This window comes from Sphingobium sp. GW821-FHT02B05 (assembly GCF_059421905.1).
On the sequence record NZ_JBWKVW010000001.1, the window covers coordinates 733,988 to 749,485 of the forward strand.

At 63.9% G+C, this 15,498-nt stretch carries 15 protein-coding genes; 11 read left to right on the forward strand and 4 right to left on the reverse strand.

Annotation, left to right across the window (positions count from 1 at the left end; translation table 11 throughout):
- Positions 1–40 precede the first annotated feature (40 nt).
- The gene (locus AC07UX_RS03725) at positions 41–1,480 is read right to left on the reverse strand and encodes an FAD-binding oxidoreductase (RefSeq protein ID WP_495190639.1); all 1,440 of its coding nucleotides are present in this window, start codon (positions 1,478–1,480) and stop codon (positions 41–43) included.
- A gap of 79 nt (positions 1,481–1,559) precedes the next feature.
- On the opposite strand from AC07UX_RS03725, the gene AC07UX_RS03730 reads away from it, so the two are divergent.
- On the forward strand, positions 1,560–1,994 hold the full coding sequence (locus AC07UX_RS03730) for a hypothetical protein (RefSeq protein WP_495190640.1): 435 nt from the start codon (positions 1,560–1,562) through the stop codon (positions 1,992–1,994).
- 124 nt (positions 1,995–2,118) lie between these two features.
- Positions 2,119–3,576: a DEAD/DEAH box helicase gene (locus AC07UX_RS03735; protein ID WP_495190641.1), complete on the forward strand. Its 1,458-nt coding sequence runs from the start codon at positions 2,119–2,121 to the stop codon at positions 3,574–3,576.
- A 164-nt stretch (positions 3,577–3,740) separates the two neighbouring features.
- On the opposite strand, the gene radC is transcribed toward AC07UX_RS03735, so the two are convergent.
- Positions 3,741–4,436 carry a RadC family protein gene (gene radC, locus AC07UX_RS03740; protein ID WP_495190642.1) on the reverse strand — a complete coding sequence of 232 codons (696 nt, stop codon included), beginning with the start codon at positions 4,434–4,436 and terminating at the stop codon, positions 3,741–3,743.
- A 133-nt stretch (positions 4,437–4,569) separates the two neighbouring features.
- Between radC and AC07UX_RS03745 the strand changes: the two genes are divergently transcribed.
- The 3 genes from AC07UX_RS03745 to AC07UX_RS03755 are packed head-to-tail and all read left to right on the forward strand — an operon-like array spanning position 4,570 to position 8,398.
- Positions 4,570–7,800 carry an intermembrane phospholipid transport protein YdbH family protein gene (locus AC07UX_RS03745; RefSeq protein ID WP_495190643.1) on the forward strand — a complete coding sequence of 1,077 codons (3,231 nt, stop codon included), beginning with the start codon at positions 4,570–4,572 and terminating at the stop codon, positions 7,798–7,800.
- Entirely contained in the window at positions 7,797–7,985 is a 189-nt protein-coding gene (locus tag AC07UX_RS03750) for a YnbE family lipoprotein (RefSeq protein ID WP_495190644.1), read from the forward strand. Before AC07UX_RS03745 ends, AC07UX_RS03750 begins: the two co-directional genes overlap by 4 nt.
- Complete coding sequence (locus tag AC07UX_RS03755; protein ID WP_495190645.1) at positions 7,982–8,398, forward strand: YdbL family probable chaperone protein; 417 nt, start codon at positions 7,982–7,984, stop codon at positions 8,396–8,398. Before AC07UX_RS03750 ends, AC07UX_RS03755 begins: the two co-directional genes overlap by 4 nt.
- Before the next feature lie 455 nt (positions 8,399–8,853).
- On the opposite strand, the gene AC07UX_RS03760 is transcribed toward AC07UX_RS03755, so the two are convergent.
- Positions 8,854–9,159, reverse strand: a complete 306-nt coding sequence (locus tag AC07UX_RS03760) for a metalloregulator ArsR/SmtB family transcription factor (RefSeq protein WP_495190646.1) — start codon at positions 9,157–9,159, stop codon at positions 8,854–8,856.
- 203 nt (positions 9,160–9,362) lie between these two features.
- Here AC07UX_RS03760 and AC07UX_RS03765 point away from each other — a divergent pair, with 203 nt between their 5' ends.
- From AC07UX_RS03765 to AC07UX_RS03785, 5 genes are all read left to right on the forward strand, one after another.
- Positions 9,363–9,686 carry an AtpZ/AtpI family protein gene (locus tag AC07UX_RS03765; protein ID WP_056681709.1) on the forward strand — a complete coding sequence of 108 codons (324 nt, stop codon included), beginning with the start codon at positions 9,363–9,365 and terminating at the stop codon, positions 9,684–9,686.
- A gap of 58 nt (positions 9,687–9,744) precedes the next feature.
- Entirely contained in the window at positions 9,745–10,530 is a 786-nt protein-coding gene (locus AC07UX_RS03770; RefSeq protein WP_495190647.1) for a F0F1 ATP synthase subunit A, read from the forward strand.
- 56 nt (positions 10,531–10,586) lie between these two features.
- Positions 10,587–10,814, forward strand: a complete 228-nt coding sequence (locus AC07UX_RS03775; protein WP_006961951.1) for a F0F1 ATP synthase subunit C — start codon at positions 10,587–10,589, stop codon at positions 10,812–10,814.
- A gap of 89 nt (positions 10,815–10,903) precedes the next feature.
- A complete protein-coding gene (locus AC07UX_RS03780; RefSeq protein ID WP_495190648.1) occupies positions 10,904–11,398 on the forward strand; it encodes a F0F1 ATP synthase subunit B family protein in 495 nt (164 codons plus the stop codon).
- Positions 11,391–12,002, forward strand: a complete 612-nt coding sequence (locus AC07UX_RS03785) for a F0F1 ATP synthase subunit B family protein (protein WP_495190649.1) — start codon at positions 11,391–11,393, stop codon at positions 12,000–12,002. Before AC07UX_RS03780 ends, AC07UX_RS03785 begins: the two co-directional genes overlap by 8 nt.
- 170 nt (positions 12,003–12,172) lie before the next feature.
- Here AC07UX_RS03785 and AC07UX_RS03790 read toward each other — a convergent pair whose 3' ends face one another.
- A complete protein-coding gene (locus AC07UX_RS03790) occupies positions 12,173–13,225 on the reverse strand; it encodes an NAD(P)-dependent alcohol dehydrogenase (protein WP_495190650.1) in 1,053 nt (350 codons plus the stop codon).
- A gap of 140 nt (positions 13,226–13,365) precedes the next feature.
- Here AC07UX_RS03790 and uvrC point away from each other — a divergent pair, with 140 nt between their 5' ends.
- Positions 13,366–15,279: an excinuclease ABC subunit UvrC gene (gene uvrC, locus AC07UX_RS03795; RefSeq protein WP_495190651.1), complete on the forward strand. Its 1,914-nt coding sequence runs from the start codon at positions 13,366–13,368 to the stop codon at positions 15,277–15,279.
- Positions 15,280–15,498 lie beyond the last annotated feature (219 nt).

The following is a 15,498-nucleotide window of genomic DNA, read 5'->3' on the forward strand; positions in this document are numbered from 1 at the left end:
ATGCGCCTTGGCGCGGGCGGGTGCCGCATCGAACACATGCTCAACCCTCTTCGGGCAGCGGGATCAGCTTGCCCGGATTGAACAGCCCCTTGGGGTCGAAAGCCGCCTTGATCGCACGCAGCGCGCCGATCCGCGCCGGGCTGGCCAGACGCCCCAGTTCCGCGCGCTTCATCTGGCCGATGCCATGTTCAGCGGAAATGGAGCCGCCCGCCGCGACCACCGCATCATGGACGAAGGCATTGATCGCCTGTCCTTGCGCCGCGATCCAGGCGGGTCCGTCGCTGGTCCCCTTGGGCGCGCGGACATGGAAATGGACGTTGCCATCGCCCAGGTGGCCGAAGGAGGATGCGGTGGTTCCGGGAAAGGCGCGCTCGGCTGCCTGCGCTGCCTCGATCATGAAGGCGGGCATTTTCGCCACCGGCACGCTGATGTCATATTGCAGCGCCGGCCCTTGCGCCTTTTCCGATTCCGACAGGGATTCGCGGATGCGCCAAAAGGCTTCTGCTTGGGCTTCATTGGCCGCGATGGCCGCGTCTATGGCGATGCCGCGGTCGAAGGCTTCGGCCAGCGCCGCCTCCAGCCGCTCGGACGGGCCGGGTTCGGACAGGTCTGCATGGTCCACCTCGATCAGCACATGCCATGGCGTCCGCGTCTCGATCGGCGACCGTGTGCCGGGAATATGCCCCAGAACAAAGCCCAGCGTCTCGTCCGCAATCACCTCGAACCCTTCGACACTGTCGCCCAACATGGTTTCGGCAATCCGCAGCAGCGCCAGCGCGTCGGCCGGCGTCTGCACACCGACCCAGCCTACCGCCCGCGCCGCAATGGCAGGCGCCAGCCGCAGCGACGCGGCGGTGACGACGCCCAGCGTTCCTTCCGCGCCGATCAGCAACTGCTTGATATCGTAACCGCGATTGTCCTTCTTGAGCGCGTCCAGCCCGTCGAAGATGCTGCCGTCGGGCAGCACCGCCTCGACCCCCTCGACCAGCGCGCGCATGGTGCCGTGGCGCAGCACCTGCGTCCCGCCTGCATTGGTGGACACGAGCCCGCCGATGGTGGCCGACCCCTTGGCCCCCAGGCTGAGCGGGAAGCGCCGCCCGGCTGCTTCGGCCGCGTCATGCAGCACGCTCAATATCACCCCGGCCTCGCATACGGCCAGATCGTCGTCCGGCGACAGGCTGCGGATGCGGTTCATCCGCCGCAGCGACAGGATCAGCGCTGATCCGTCCGCCGGCGGGGTCGCGCCGCCGACCATCGACGTATTGCCCCCCTGTGGCACCAGCGCAACGCCCAACTCGGCCGCCAGCGCCACCGCCGCTGCGACCTCCCCCGTCGAGGCTGGCGCTATTATGGCGACGGCCGCGCCATGATAGCGCCCACGCCAGTCGCTGACCCATGGGGCGATGTCGTCGGGCTCGGTCACGACCCCCTTTGGGCCGAGCAGGGCGACGAAGCGGTCGATCATGTCTTGTCCTATCATGGGACGGGCTTATGCCTCGGAATTCATCGACGGTTCAACCATCGGCCGATAGCGTGTTCGTCCCATAAAGGGGTCCGTCTTGGTTCATTCCATATTGTTGCTGATTTCCGCATCGACCGGCGACCCGGTCCAATGGGCGCAATTATCGATCCAGCAGCGCGTGATCATCCGCGTGCCGATGGTGAAGAAAGGGCGCGCGCCCGCACGAATCGCGCCCGATGCGCGCAATGACTGGGAAGAGAAAAAGGGGCCGCGCTGCGTCGCGTTGCGCTCCATACGCGGTGCCAGCATCGTAGTGGACAACGGCGTCGATCTGATTCTCGCTGACGACCACCGCTATCGCGCGCGGCTCGAAAGAGGCTGCGACTCGACCGGCTTCTATTCGGGCTTCTATGTCGAGCCGGATGCCGACGGTTCACTATGTTCCGGGCGAGACGAATTGCAGGCGCGCAGCGGCCTTAATTGCGCAATCGACAGTTTCCGCCGCCTCATCCCTGCGGATGCGGATGACTGATCGCGCGCCATAGCCCTTCATTGGCGCGATTTTCTTGACAAGAGGCAGATATTTTCGCAATGCGCGGCGGATTTCCGTCTCGCATCCGCGCAGGACGGGTAAGCCTCCTGTCCCGGACCATTGAATGACTTTTGCCGATCTCGGCCTTTCCGACGAATTGCTCAAGGCCGTAACCGAATCCGGTTATGACACGCCGACGCCGATCCAGGCGCAAGCTATTCCGTCCGTCCTCATGATGCGGGACATTATCGGCATCGCCCAGACGGGCACGGGCAAGACGGCCAGCTTCGTGCTGCCGATGATCGATATTCTGGCGCATGGCCGCGCCCGGGCGCTGATGCCGCGAAGCCTGATCCTGGAGCCGACCCGCGAACTCGCCGCGCAGGTGGCGGAGAATTTCGAGAAATACGGCAAATATCACAAGCTCAACATGGCGCTGCTGATCGGCGGCGTGCAGATGGGCGATCAGCTCAAGGCGCTGGAAAAGGGCGTCGACGTGCTGATCGCGACGCCGGGCCGCCTGATGGACCTGTTTGGTCGCGGCAAGATTTTGCTCAACGGCTGTTCGATGCTGGTCATCGACGAAGCCGACCGCATGCTCGACATGGGCTTCATCCCGGATATCGAGGAAATCTGCACCAAGCTGCCGACGCAGCGGCAGACCCTGCTTTTTTCCGCGACCATGCCGCCGGTCATCAAGAAGCTGGCGGACAAGTTCCTGTCCAACCCCAAGTCGATCGAAGTGGCGCGTCCCGCGACGGCCTCCACCAATATCACCCAGCGACTGGTGAAGGTCGATTCGCGCAAGAAGCGCGATGCGCTGCGCGACATGCTGGAGGCGGAAAACGTCACCAGCGCGGTCATTTTCTGCAACCGCAAGACCACGGTGCGGGATCTCAACAAGAGCCTGCAACGCCACGGTTTCAAATCGGGCGAAATCCACGGCGACATCGACCAGTCGTCGCGCATCGCCGAGCTGGAGCGCTTTCGTGAGGGCAAGGTGAACATCCTTGTCGCGTCGGACGTCGCGGCTCGCGGGCTGGATATCAAGGGCGTGTCCCACGTCTTCAACTTCGACGCGCCCTGGCATCCGGACGATTATGTCCACCGCATCGGTCGCACCGGCCGCGCTGGCGCGACCGGCACGGCCTATACGTTCGTCACGGCCGAAGATGCCGAGGCGATCGACAATATCCAGAAGCTGATCGGCACGAAGATCGAATATATCAGCGCACCCGCGCGCGAGGATCGTGCCGAACCGGCGCGTGAAGAAAAGCGCGAAGAGGGCAGGGCGGCCCGGCCGGAGCGCAAGCCGCGCGAAGCCAGGCCCCGTGAAGAGCGTCCACGCGAAGAGCGCGCACGGGAAGAACGCCCCCGTGACGACCGGCCCCGTGAAGAGCGACCGCGCGACAACCGCGCGCGTGACGATCGCCCCCGCGATAGCCAGCCACGCGATTCGCGTCCCGACCGTGCCGCAACTGCGCCGCCGCCGCGCCGCCGCCACGATCCGGTCGATGATGGTCCGGACGATGGCTGGAATGGTCCGATGCCGGAATTTTTGAACTTCGGCTTCAATAACTGACATGATCAAAATGGGCGGATCGGGATATATGTCCTATCCGCCCATTTTCTGTCATGCTGCGCTTCTCGCTGCACGCACTCGCCAAAGGCTTTCTGATAGGATCGCCCTTCCGTAATAAAATGTCGTGATCGGCGGGAAATGCGTGAAGTTAAGCGCTGATAATCCTACAGCAACCCCTGCGCCCGCAGGCTCGTATGCCCGCTCGCGGCCATGATGATATGGTCATGGACGGCGATGCCCAACCGCTTGCCGGCCTCCACGATTTGTCGGGTGATGTCGATATCCTGCCGGCTGGGGGATGGATCGCCCGACGGGTGGTTGTGGACCAATATCAGCGCCGCCGATCCCAGTTCCATCGCACGCTTGATCACCTCCCGCACATAGATCGCCGCCTGATCGATCGACCCGTCGCCCATATGATCGTCACGGATCAGCATGTTTCGGCTGTTCAGGTGCAACACGCGCACCCGCTCTACGCTAAGATAAGCCATGTCCGCGCGCAGATAGTCCAGCAGCGCCTGCCAACTGGCCAGCACCGGCCGCGCCGCCACATCGGTGCGCAGCATCCGCAATGCCGTAGCCTGTACGATCTTGATCGCTGCGACGCTGGTATCGCCCATGCCGGGTACCCGCGCGATCGCTCTCCAGTCGGCCGTCATCAGCCCGCCGATCCCGCCAAATTCGCGCAATAACGCCTTGGCCAGCGGCTTGGTGTCGCGTCGGGGAATGGCCAGCGCGAGCAGATATTCGATCAGTTCATGATCGTGCAGTGCCTCGCCGCCGCTGTCAGCCAGCTTCTGCCGCAACCGCGCGCGATGGCCGGCACCGTCATGGGCGCTCCTGTCATCCTGATCGGCCAAATATCGCCCCCTTCATCAGCCCTGACGACGCTATGCGTTGCGGAAATGTCGGGCAAGGATATTTAAGGACGCTAGGACGTTATGCGTCCGTTACGGACGTCTGCATCGAAATAAGCCGGGGTTGGCCATCAGCATGGAAGAACAGAACGGCGAAGAAACGGTTCGCCGGGCATGGTTGCGTTGGTTGGGCGTCGGCTCCGGGTCGCTCGCGCTGGTGCTGGTCGCGCTCTGGACGCAACGCACGCCCATTGCGGAAAACTTCGTCAGCCGCGAACTTAACCGGCGCGGGGTGCAGGCCAATTACGACCTGGTCGATATCGGGTTCCGCACCCAGCGGATCGAAAATATCGTGCTCGGCAACCCGGCCCGGCCCGATCTGACGGCGCGCTGGGTAGAGGTCGATATCGCCTTTGCGGGCCTGACGCCGCAGGTCGCGGCGGTTCGCGCAGGCGGCGTACGCATGCGCGGGTCCATGCAGGACGGCATATTGCGCCTGGGCGAACTCGACAAGTTCCGCGATCCCGATTCCACCGCACCCTTCAGCCTGCCCGACATTCTTGTGTCCATCGCCGACGCCCGATTGACGCTCGATACCGATGCGGGCCGGATCGGCATGCAACTGGATGGCGCCGGCAACCTGCAATCGGGCTTCCACGGTCGCCTGGCCGCAGCCATGCCACGCGCGTCGCTGGCCGGCTGCGGGCTGACACGCCCTATCGCGACGGTGGATATCGCCATGCGGCAGGGGCAGCCCTATTTTTCCGGCCCGGTCCGCGCCGACGCGCTCGCCTGCCGCGATGCCGGCGCGGCCATTGCCCGGCCCGCCGCCATCATCGACCTCAATCTCAGTCAGACGCTCGATCGCTGGAAGGGGCATGTCGACCTGTCGGGCGATGCGCTCAAGGGCAATGGGTTCGTCCTGGCCGCGCCGTCGGGTCGCATCGCATTCGATGGCACGGCCGATCGCACTGACGGCAATTTGCGCATGGTCGCAAAGGCCCTGACGGCGCAGGGCGCGTTGCTGCGAAACGCCAGCCTGTCGGGCGACTTCGCGCTGAACGCGCAGGGCAACAGCCTCAAGGGCGCATTGTCGGGCGATGATCTTCACATGGGCAACCGCGATCCGCTCGCCGGCCTGCGCGCGGCGGCGGCAGGCACGCCGGTCGGACCGCTCGCTACGCAATTGGCCGACGCCGTCAAGAGGGCGGGCAGGGCCAACCGGCTGCGCACCCGTTTCGCGCTGGTCCAGAAACCATCCGGCGGCAGCGTGGTTGTGACCGACGCCGCGCTCGACGCGCGCAGCGGCGCCCGCGTAGGCCTCGCGCAGGACAGCCTCGTCACGCTCGCCTGGCCGGGCAGGAAAGGAGGTCTGGACTGGTCGCTCGACGGTGCGCTCAGGACCGGAGGCGGCGGCCTGCCCAACGCGGCCTTGCGGCTGGCGCGGCGCTCCAGCGGCGGCTTCGGCGGCGAATTGTTCGTCGATCCCTATGCCGCCGGCGACGCGCGACTGGCGCTCGACCGGGTCCGTTTCACCGCCGACTCGAACGGCGCTACGCGCTTCTCCACTGCGTTGCGGCTGGACGGCCCGCTGCCCGACGGGCGCCTGCGTGGCCTCAGCTTGCCGGTTGCAGGTCGCATGGCCGCCAATGGCGCGCTATCTATCAATCCGTCCTGCGTCCCCGTCTCGCTGGTGGAGGCCCGCTATGGCGCCTTCGCACTCGGCCAGACCCGCCAGACATTATGCCCGGTTGGTGACGCGATGTTCGCCACCGGTCCGGCCGGCACCAGCGGCGGCGCGGAAATCCGCGATCTGGCCCTCACTGGGCGTAATGGCGACAACCCCATGCGCCTCACCGCCGATCATGCGCGCATGGTCCTTGGCCGCACCGGCTTCGCGCTTGCCAATCCCGCGCTGACTATCGGGCCGCAGGACGCGCCTGCGGTCCGCCTCGCTGCCGCCAAACTGGACGGTATGGCGACGAAGGACGGTTTCGTCGGCAAGGTGAATGGGGCAGGGGGCCAGATCGGCGCCGTCCCGCTCATCCTGGAGCAGGGTGCGGGCGACTGGAACTTCGCCAAAGGCGCGCTCGCCTTCCGCGCGGCCGTCACCGTCCGCGATTCGCAATCGCCGGCCCGTTTCGTGCCCTTACTCTCGCCCGACTTCGCGCTGGCGATGAAGGATGGTCGCATCACCGCCAGCGGATCGCTCACCGCCCCGCGCGGCGGCGCGCTGGTCGCGCGCACCGCCATCGTCCACGACCTGTCGAGCGCGAAGGGGCATGCCGACCTGACCGTCCCGGACCTTAATTTCGGCCCCACCCTCCAGCCCGAAGACATCACCCCGATCGCGCTGGGCGTCGTCGCCAATGTGAACGCGAAGGTGACGGGGCAGGGCCGGATCGACTGGACCGGCTCCACCGTCACCAGCACCGGCACCTTCCGCACCGACAATGCCAATCTCGCCGCCGCCTTCGGCCCGGTCGAGGGGCTGTCGGGCGAAATCCATTTCACCGACCTCATCGGCCTCATTACCGCACCTGGGCAGGAAGTCCGCATCGCAAAGGTCAATCCGGGTGTCGAGGTGAATGACGGCGTGGTCCGCTATCATCTGGAGGCCGGGCAGAAAGTCCGCATCGAAGGGGGGGGCTGGCCTTTCTCCGGCGGCAAGCTGGACCTGCTTCCCACGACGATGAATTTCGGCGAGGATGTCGATCGTTACCTGACCTTCCGCGTGATCGGGCTGGACGCGGGGGCCTTCATCCAGGCGATGGCGCTGGATAACGTCTCCGCCACCGGCACGTTCGACGGTATCATGCCGCTGATCTTCAATGCCAAGGGCGGGCGCGTCGCGGGCGGCGTCCTGGTCGCGCGGCAACAGGGCATGGCCCCGCTCATCATGCCCGAAGGCGTACTGCCGGCCATCCCCTGCGATCCCACGCGCCAGTCGGGCGTGCTGTCCTATGTCGGCCCCGTCTCCAACGAACAGGTTGGCGTCATGGGCAAAATGGCCTTCGATGCGCTCAAGGATCTGCAATATAAATGCCTCACGATCCTGATGGACGGCGCGCTGGACGGTGAAATGGTCACCAACGTCGTCTTCAACGGCGTGAACCGGGGCAAATTGGGTGACGCGCCGTCGGGCATCAGCCGCAGTTTCATCGGCCTCCCCTTCATTTTCAACGTGCGCGTGCAGGCGCCTTTCCGCGGTCTGCTGGGCACGGCCCAGTCCTTCATCGACCCTACCCAGACAATCCGTGACAAGATTGGTGAGGAAGCGCAGGAAAAGATGCGATCGAAGCCGGTTCAGGGGCTTGCGGTTCAGCCTTTGGAAAGCGACAAGGTGCCAAACGGGGAGCCGAAATGAACAAGCGAACGATCATGATGGCGGGTTTCGCCGGGCTGGCCCTCAACGGCTGCATCCAGGTGAAGGCTCCTGACAAGCCCATCGAAATCAACCTGAACGTCAAGGTCCAGCAGGAAGTGGTTGTGAAGCTGCAACGCGACGCGCAGGATCTTATCCAGAATAATCCGGAGTTGTTCCCGCAATGACACGCAAATTGCTCATGCCAAGGCTGAGTTGGCTCGCCGCCGGCGCCGCAGTTGCGCTGGCCGGCGGTTTCATCATGGCCGCGCCCGCACGCGCCCAGGCCGGCGGCGTTGCCGCTGCCATGTCGGCCGGCACGGTCGGCGAACAGGCCGACGGCTATCTCGGCATCGCCGGTACGGTCGGCGCCGATGTGCGGTCGGAAGTGGAAGCGATCAACATCAAGCGCCGCGCCGCCTATACGCAACTGGCCGGCCAGCGCGGCGTGACGGTGCAGGATGTCGCCGCCGCCACCGGCTGCCAGACGCTCAGCAGCCGGGTGAAGCAGGGGCAGGTGTACCGCATCGGTGCCGGCGCCTGGGAAACCAAGGGCGCAGGTGCGATCGCCCTGCCGGGATATTGCGCGACCGCCGGCTGAACGACGCGGGTTGCAGGGAATAAAGAAAAGGCGCGATGGCTCGGCTATCGCGCCTTTTTTGGTGCAACAGACGCTCTCTTTTCAAATGGGAGTAATAATCGCTGCGAACGACCATTTATGGACGCGGATAGCCGATTTGACCTGCCCGACAACGTCATCCCAGCGAAGGCTGGGATCTCAAGCGGCGGAAGAACATCGCAAGCCTTCTGGCGCTATCCGTTTACGCAGCGTTCGCCTGCCTGAGATGCCAGCCTTCGCTGGCATGACGGTTTTTCAAAATGTCGGCTCAAAAGCCCGCTGTTCCAAATCCACCCAACGCGACCATCCACCCCAACCTCTTCCCGGCCTTGCGCCGGGATCCCGCTTATTTTTCTAAACAGCAGGATGCCGGGTAAAGCCTGTCCCGACCCCGTGGAAAGGCCCGGCATGACGAAGACAGCAAATGGCTCATCCCTTCAATCTCGCCCCCGCCGCTTCGGCCGCGCGTCCAAAATTCGCTGCGCTTCCCCGCAATAAGGCGCCATATAGGCGTATAACTGCCCTGTCAGCGCCTCCGCCACCAGCGCGTAAATCACATATTGCCCGCGCTTCTGTTCGCGCACGACCCCGGCCTCTTTCAGCACCGCCAGATGCTTGGAAATGGACGGCATCGCCATCTCGAAATTGTCGGCGATCTCGCCCACGGTCATCGGTTCGACCGCCAGATATTCCAGGATGCGGCGGCGCGGTTCGGATGCCAGCGCCTTGAAGATCTTATCCATTCCTATTTAGCTAAATAGGAAAATCGCTTAACGCAACTCCCCAGACGCATCGCGACCCCCTATTGTCCGAAAGGCCGATTTTAGCCGCTTTTGTCGGGGTTGACACTTGATCCGTGCCTTCCTAGAGGGGCGTCGCCTTGACGGGTGCAGCCGCAAGCGCCATGCCGAACGCCACGGGCTGTAAAGCCTGATGGAGACGATGTATGGCAGCGGATACACCCGGACAGGACCAGGCGGGCGAGGACTCGCGGATCGCTTCTCTGGAGGAGCGGATCGCGAAGGCCGAGCATGTCGAGAAGGTCAGGCAAGGCGCCACGGAACAGGCTGCGGACGATGGGTCGCGGCTGGGCAACCGGGTGCTGGCGGAACTGATCGGCGGTCTTGTCGGTGGTGCGTTGATCGGTTGGGTTCTTGACCGGCTGTTCGACACGACGCCCTGGCTTCTGCTGGTTTTCCTCGGTCTTGGGATCGTGGCGGCCTTCAGGAACATCATCAGATTGACGACGACGAAGCCGCCCGAACAATAAGGCGCTTTGCTCCTAGTCCGAAGACATTAAGCGTTACATAGACGTTACAGGGGTCAACGTGGCAGAATCCGGCAAGATCGATCCGATGCACCAGTTTGCTATCGAACCCCTGTTCGGTACGGATCACTGGTCGCTGGGCGGCTTCAATATCGCCTTCACCAACAGCGCGCTCTATATGGTGCTTGCCGCTGTGGTGCTGTGGGTCTTCGTGATCGGCGGCATGAAGCGCGAACTGGTCCCCGGTCGCTGGCAGATGGCGGTCGAATATATGACCGGCTTCATCAAGAACCTGCTGATTTCCAACGTGGGTGAAGGCGGCAAGAAATATATTCCTTACGTCTTCTCGCTCTTCATGTTCATCCTGCTCGCGAACCTTCTGGGTCTGCTGCCGCTGGGTCTGGTCGGGCTTCACCCCTTCACCTTCACCAGCCACTTCACCGCCACCGGCGTGCTGGCGATCATGAGCTTCTCGATCGTCCTGATCGTCGGCTTCTACAAGCATGGCTTCCACTTCTTCTCGTTGTTCGTGCCGCATGGCACGCCGATTGCGATGGTGGTGCCGCTCTTCTTCATCGAACTCGTCTCCTTCATGGTACGTCCGTTCAGCCTTGGCCTGCGACTGTTCGTTGCGATGACCGCTGGCCACGTGCTGCTGAAGGTGCTGGCGGGTTTCGTTATCAACAGCGCCAACGCCTCGCCGGCGCTGGGTCTGACCGTCGGCACTGCCAGCTTCATCCTGATGATCGGCATCAGCGCGCTGGAAATGCTGGTCGCGGTCATCCAAGCCTATGTGTTCGCGCTGCTGACCTCGGTCTATCTGAACGATGCCGAGAACCTGCACTGAGTTTTCACCTGAGATTTTCCTCAACTTTTATCTGATCTGACAAGGGAGTTTACGACATGGACGCAGAAGCCGCAAAGCTGCTCGGTGCTGGCCTGGCCGCCATCGGTGCGGGCATCGCCGCCCTCGGTGTGGGCAACGTGTTCAGCGCATTCCTCGAAGGCGCGCTGCGCAATCCGGGCGCCGCTGATGGCCAGCAGGGTCGCCTGTTCATCGGTTTCGCCGCGGCGGAACTTCTGGGTCTTCTGGCGTTCGTCATCGCCATGATCCTGGTGTTCGTGGCCTAACACACGAAATTAGGAGCGGGCAGGGCGGCCTTGTGCCATATCCTGCCCGCTTCCCTCATTGACCGCCCTCTGACCGGACGGACCGTAAAATGCCTCAAATCGCGCAAATCGCCGATACCTACTCCAGCCAGATCTTCTGGTTGCTGCTGACTTTCGGCCTCGTCTTCTTCGTCATCGGCCTTGGCATGGTGCCCAAGGTGCAGGGCACGGCGGATGCGCGCGACGCGAAGATCAGCGGTGATCTGGACGCGGCCAAGGCCGCCTTCGCCCGCGCCGACGAAGCGGAAGCGGATTATCGCACCCGCGACGCCGCCAACCGCGCCGCCGCCCAGGCGACGCTGGCCAAGGCCAAGAGCGAAGCCGCCAAGGCTTCCGAAGTCCGTCTCGCCGCTGCCGACGCGGTCGTCGCAGACCGGATCGCCGCCGCCGAAGCCCGTATCAAGGGTGCGAGCGACGCCGCTCTGGCAGAAATCGAAACTGTCGCGGCCGATGCGGCCCGTGACATGGTGGCTCGCATTTCCGGCGTGGATGCGTCGGACGACGCGGCCCGCAACGCAGTAAAGGCGGCATTGGCCCATGGCTGAGGCAGCATCCCATAGTGCAGCGGAGGTTCCCCACTTGAACCAGGCTATTCACAGTGAAGGCATGGAGCCGGTGGGCACCGTCGCTCACGAGGGCGTCGCGCCCCACACCGATCCCAAGGCTGTCGGCATGGACGCCACGGCCTGGGTCAGCCTGGCGATGGCCGCGTTCATCGTCATTCTGCTGGTCAAGAAAGTGCCTGCCTTGATTGGCGGCGCGCTGGACGGCCGGATCGCCCAGATCAAGGAACAACTTGCCGAAGCCTCTCGCCTGCGCGCCGAAGCCGAAGCGCTCAAGGGCGAATATGAAGCCAAGCTGGCTGCTGCGGCCGGTGAAGCAGACGCCATGCGCAAGGCGGCCGAGCATGAAGCCGAAGGGCTGATCGCCGACGCCAAGGTAAACGCCGAAGCACTGGTCGCCCGTCGCGAAAAGATGGCGGAAGACAAGATCGGTGCTGCCGAACGCACGGCTATCGCCGGCATCCGCGCCAAGGCCGTGAACGCGGCCACCGCTGCGGCCGCCACGCTGATCGCGCAGGGCCATGACGCCAGGGCCGACAAGGCGCTGGTCGATAGCGCCATCGGAAGGCTCGGCACGATCAACTGATCGGTTCGACCTGAACGGAAAAAGGGCCGGTGCGGATCTTCGCACCGGCCCTTTTCGGTTTTGGCATACGGCTTCAATGTCGTTCTCCGGCGAAGGCCGGGGAACAGGTTGCCAATTTATCTGAGCTACTGAGAAAGCGGGCGGCCCGTTCAAGCCGCCTGCTCATTACCTCAACCCGCCAGCGTGGCGTTGTCGATCACGAAGCGATATTTGACGTCGCTCTTCTGCATCCGCGCATAGGCGTCTTCGATCTCCTGCGCCGCGATCATCTCGATCTCCGCGACGATGCCCTTTTCGGCACAGAAATCCAGCATCTCCTGCGTTTCCGCGATGCCGCCGATCAGCGACCCAGCGATCGACCGCCGCTGGAAGATCAGGGCCGCGACATTGGGCGCCGGGTGCGCATGTTCCGGCACGCCCACCAGCGTCATCGTCCCGTCCCGCTTCAGCAGGGCGGTAAAGGCGTCCAGGTCGTGGCTTGCCGCCACCGTGTTCAGGATGAAGTCGAAGCTGCCGGCATGGGCCGCCATCTCGTCCGCATTGCGCGACACGATCACCTCGTCCGCGCCCAGCGCCAGCGCATCCTGCCGCTTGCTCTCCGATGTCGTGAACGCGACCACATGCGCGCCCAGCGCATGGGCCAGCTTCACGCCCATATGGCCCAGGCCGCCGATGCCGACGATGCCGACCTTCTTGCCGGGGCCGGCCTGCCAGTGGCGCAGCGGCGACCAGGTGGTGATGCCCGCGCACAGCAAGGGCGCGACTGCCGCCAGCTGTTCCGGCGCATGGCTGACCTTCAGCACGAAGTCGTCCTTCACCACGATGCTCTGCGAATAGCCGCCCAGCGTATGGCCGGGCGCATCGTCGGTCTTGCCATTATAGGTGCCGACAAAGCCGGTCTCGCAATATTGCTCCAACCCTTCGTCGCAGGAGGCGCAGCTCTGGCAGCTATCGACCATGCAGCCCACGCCGACCGTGTCGCCAACCTTGAACTTGCTCACATGGTTGCCGACGGCGGTCACATGGCCGACGATCTCATGGCCGGGCACGCAGGGATATTGCGTGCCGTCCCATTCGGAACGGACCTGATGCAGGTCGGAATGGCAGACGCCGCAATAGGCGATGGCGATCTGTACGTCATGCGCGCCGACGGCGCGGCGTTCGATATCAATGGCTTCCAACGGCTTGTCGGCCGCATAAGCGCCATAGGCTTTTACGCTCATTGGGTGATCCCTCTGATGCTGGTGGGTCATGAATTATAGAAAGGCCGCAATTTTTGTGCGGTGCGACATAGATAGGTGGCAACCCGTTTCCATCAACCCCGGCCATTGCGAAAGATGGCGCACACGCTATCTCTGCCCCCATGTCCGGCCCGCAATCTCCCGATCGTTTCAACGAAGACAAGGCAAGCTTCACCATCACCGGCAGCCAGCCGGATATCGACATGGGCGTGGAGGCGATCCGCACCACGCTCAAGACGCTTCCCATCCGTCCCGGCGTCTATCGCATGCATGATGCACGCGGCGATGTGCTCTATGTGGGCAAGGCGCGGGCGCTGAAAAACCGCGTTGCCAACTATACCCAGGTCGATCGCCTGCCGCGCCGGCTCCAGCGCATGGTCGCCCAGACCCGCAGCATGACCATCGTCACCACCAACAGCGAAGCCGAAGCGCTGCTGCTGGAAGCGCAATTGATCAAGCGCTACCGCCCGCCTTATAACGTCCTGCTACGCGACGACAAAAGCTTCCCCTTCATCCTGCTGCGCGACGATCATGCTTTCCCCCGCGTGCAGAAGCATCGCGGCGCGCGCAAATATCAGGGGCGCTATTATGGCCCCTTCGCCAGCGCCGGATCGGTCACGCGCACCATCAACGCGCTGCAAAAGCTGTTCCTGCTGCGCTCCTGCACCGACAGCTTCTTTGCCAACCGCTCGCGCCCCTGCCTGCTCTATCAAATCAAGCGCTGCTCGGCCCCCTGCGTCGATCGCATCGACACGGACGGCTATGCCGAACTGGTGAAGGACGCGCAGGATTTCCTCGGCGGCAAATCGACCGCCGTGCAGAAGAAGCTGGGCGCGTCCATGCAGGCGGCGTCGGACGCGATGGATTTCGAGCAGGCTGCCGTCATCCGCGACCGGTTGAAGGCGCTGACCTTCATTCAGGGCAGCCAGGCGATCAATGCCGAAGGCTTGGGCGACGCGGACATTTTCGCGCTGGCAGAAAAGGGCGGGGCGATGTGCATCCAGGCCTTCTTCATCCGCGGCGGCCAGAATTGGGGCCATCGCAGCTTCTTCCCCGTCCATACCGCCGACGTCGCGACGGAGGAGGTGCTGGAAAGCTTCATGGTGCAATTTTACGAGGAGGTGCCGCCGCCCCGCCTCATCCTCACCGATCGCGAACCGGCCGAATGTGAGCTGATGGCGCTGGCGCTGGCCGAGCGGGCCGGGGGCAAGGTCCGCATCGAAGTCCCTCAGCGCGGTGATCGTACCCGCCTCATCAAACAGGCGCAGCGCAACGCAGTGGAAGCGCTCGACCGCCGCCTCGCCGAAACCACCAGCCAGGGCCGGATCATGGACGATATGGTGGAGGCGTTCGGGCTGGAGGGCGTGCCCGACCGCATCGAAATCTACGACAACAGCCATATTCAGGGCGCGCATGCGCTGGGCGCGATGGTCGTCGCGGGGCCGGAGGGTTTCCGCAAGAACGCCTATCGCAAATTCAACATGAAAGACCCGGCGATCAGCAATGACGATTTCGCGATGATGCGCGAAATGTTCGAGCGTCGCTTCGGGCGCGCGCAAAAGGAAGATCCGGATCGCGACAGCGGCGAATGGCCCGACCTGGTGCTGATCGACGGTGGCAAGGGCCAGCTATCGGCCGCACGCACGATTTTGGAGGAGATGGGCATAGAGGATGTGACCATGATCGGCGTCGCCAAGGGGCCGCATCATGGCCGCGACGGGCGGGAAGTCTTCCACATGCTCGATGGACGCGAAATCAGTTTCCCGATCAACCATCCGGTCCTCTTCTATTTGCAACGGCTTCGCGACGAAGCCCACCGCTTCGCGATCGGCGCCCACCGCGCCAAGCGCAGCAAGGCGATCACCGTATCGTCGCTGGACGAAGTGCCCGGCATCGGCCCCGCGCGCAAGAAGGCGCTGCTGATGCACTTCGGCACGGCGCGGGCGGTGCGCGACGCCGCGCTGGACGACTTGGCAAAAGCGCCCGGCGTATCGAAGGCGGTGGCGCAACAGGTCTATGATTATTTCCATGGCTGAAGAACGCTCGCCTTATTCTGATAGGCGGTGACGTGAACCCAAGCTCTCTGTTCCCCGGCGCAGGCCGGGGTCCAGCTCAGCGCATGGGACTGCACTTTCGCTGGGAGCCAAGCGCCTCCCTGCCAAATGCTTCATTTCGACAAGGCCCATCGCGGACCCGCGTTAATCAGAACTTCAAGTCTTTCCGTCAGCGTCCCGGCGGGGTCTTGAAGGGGAATC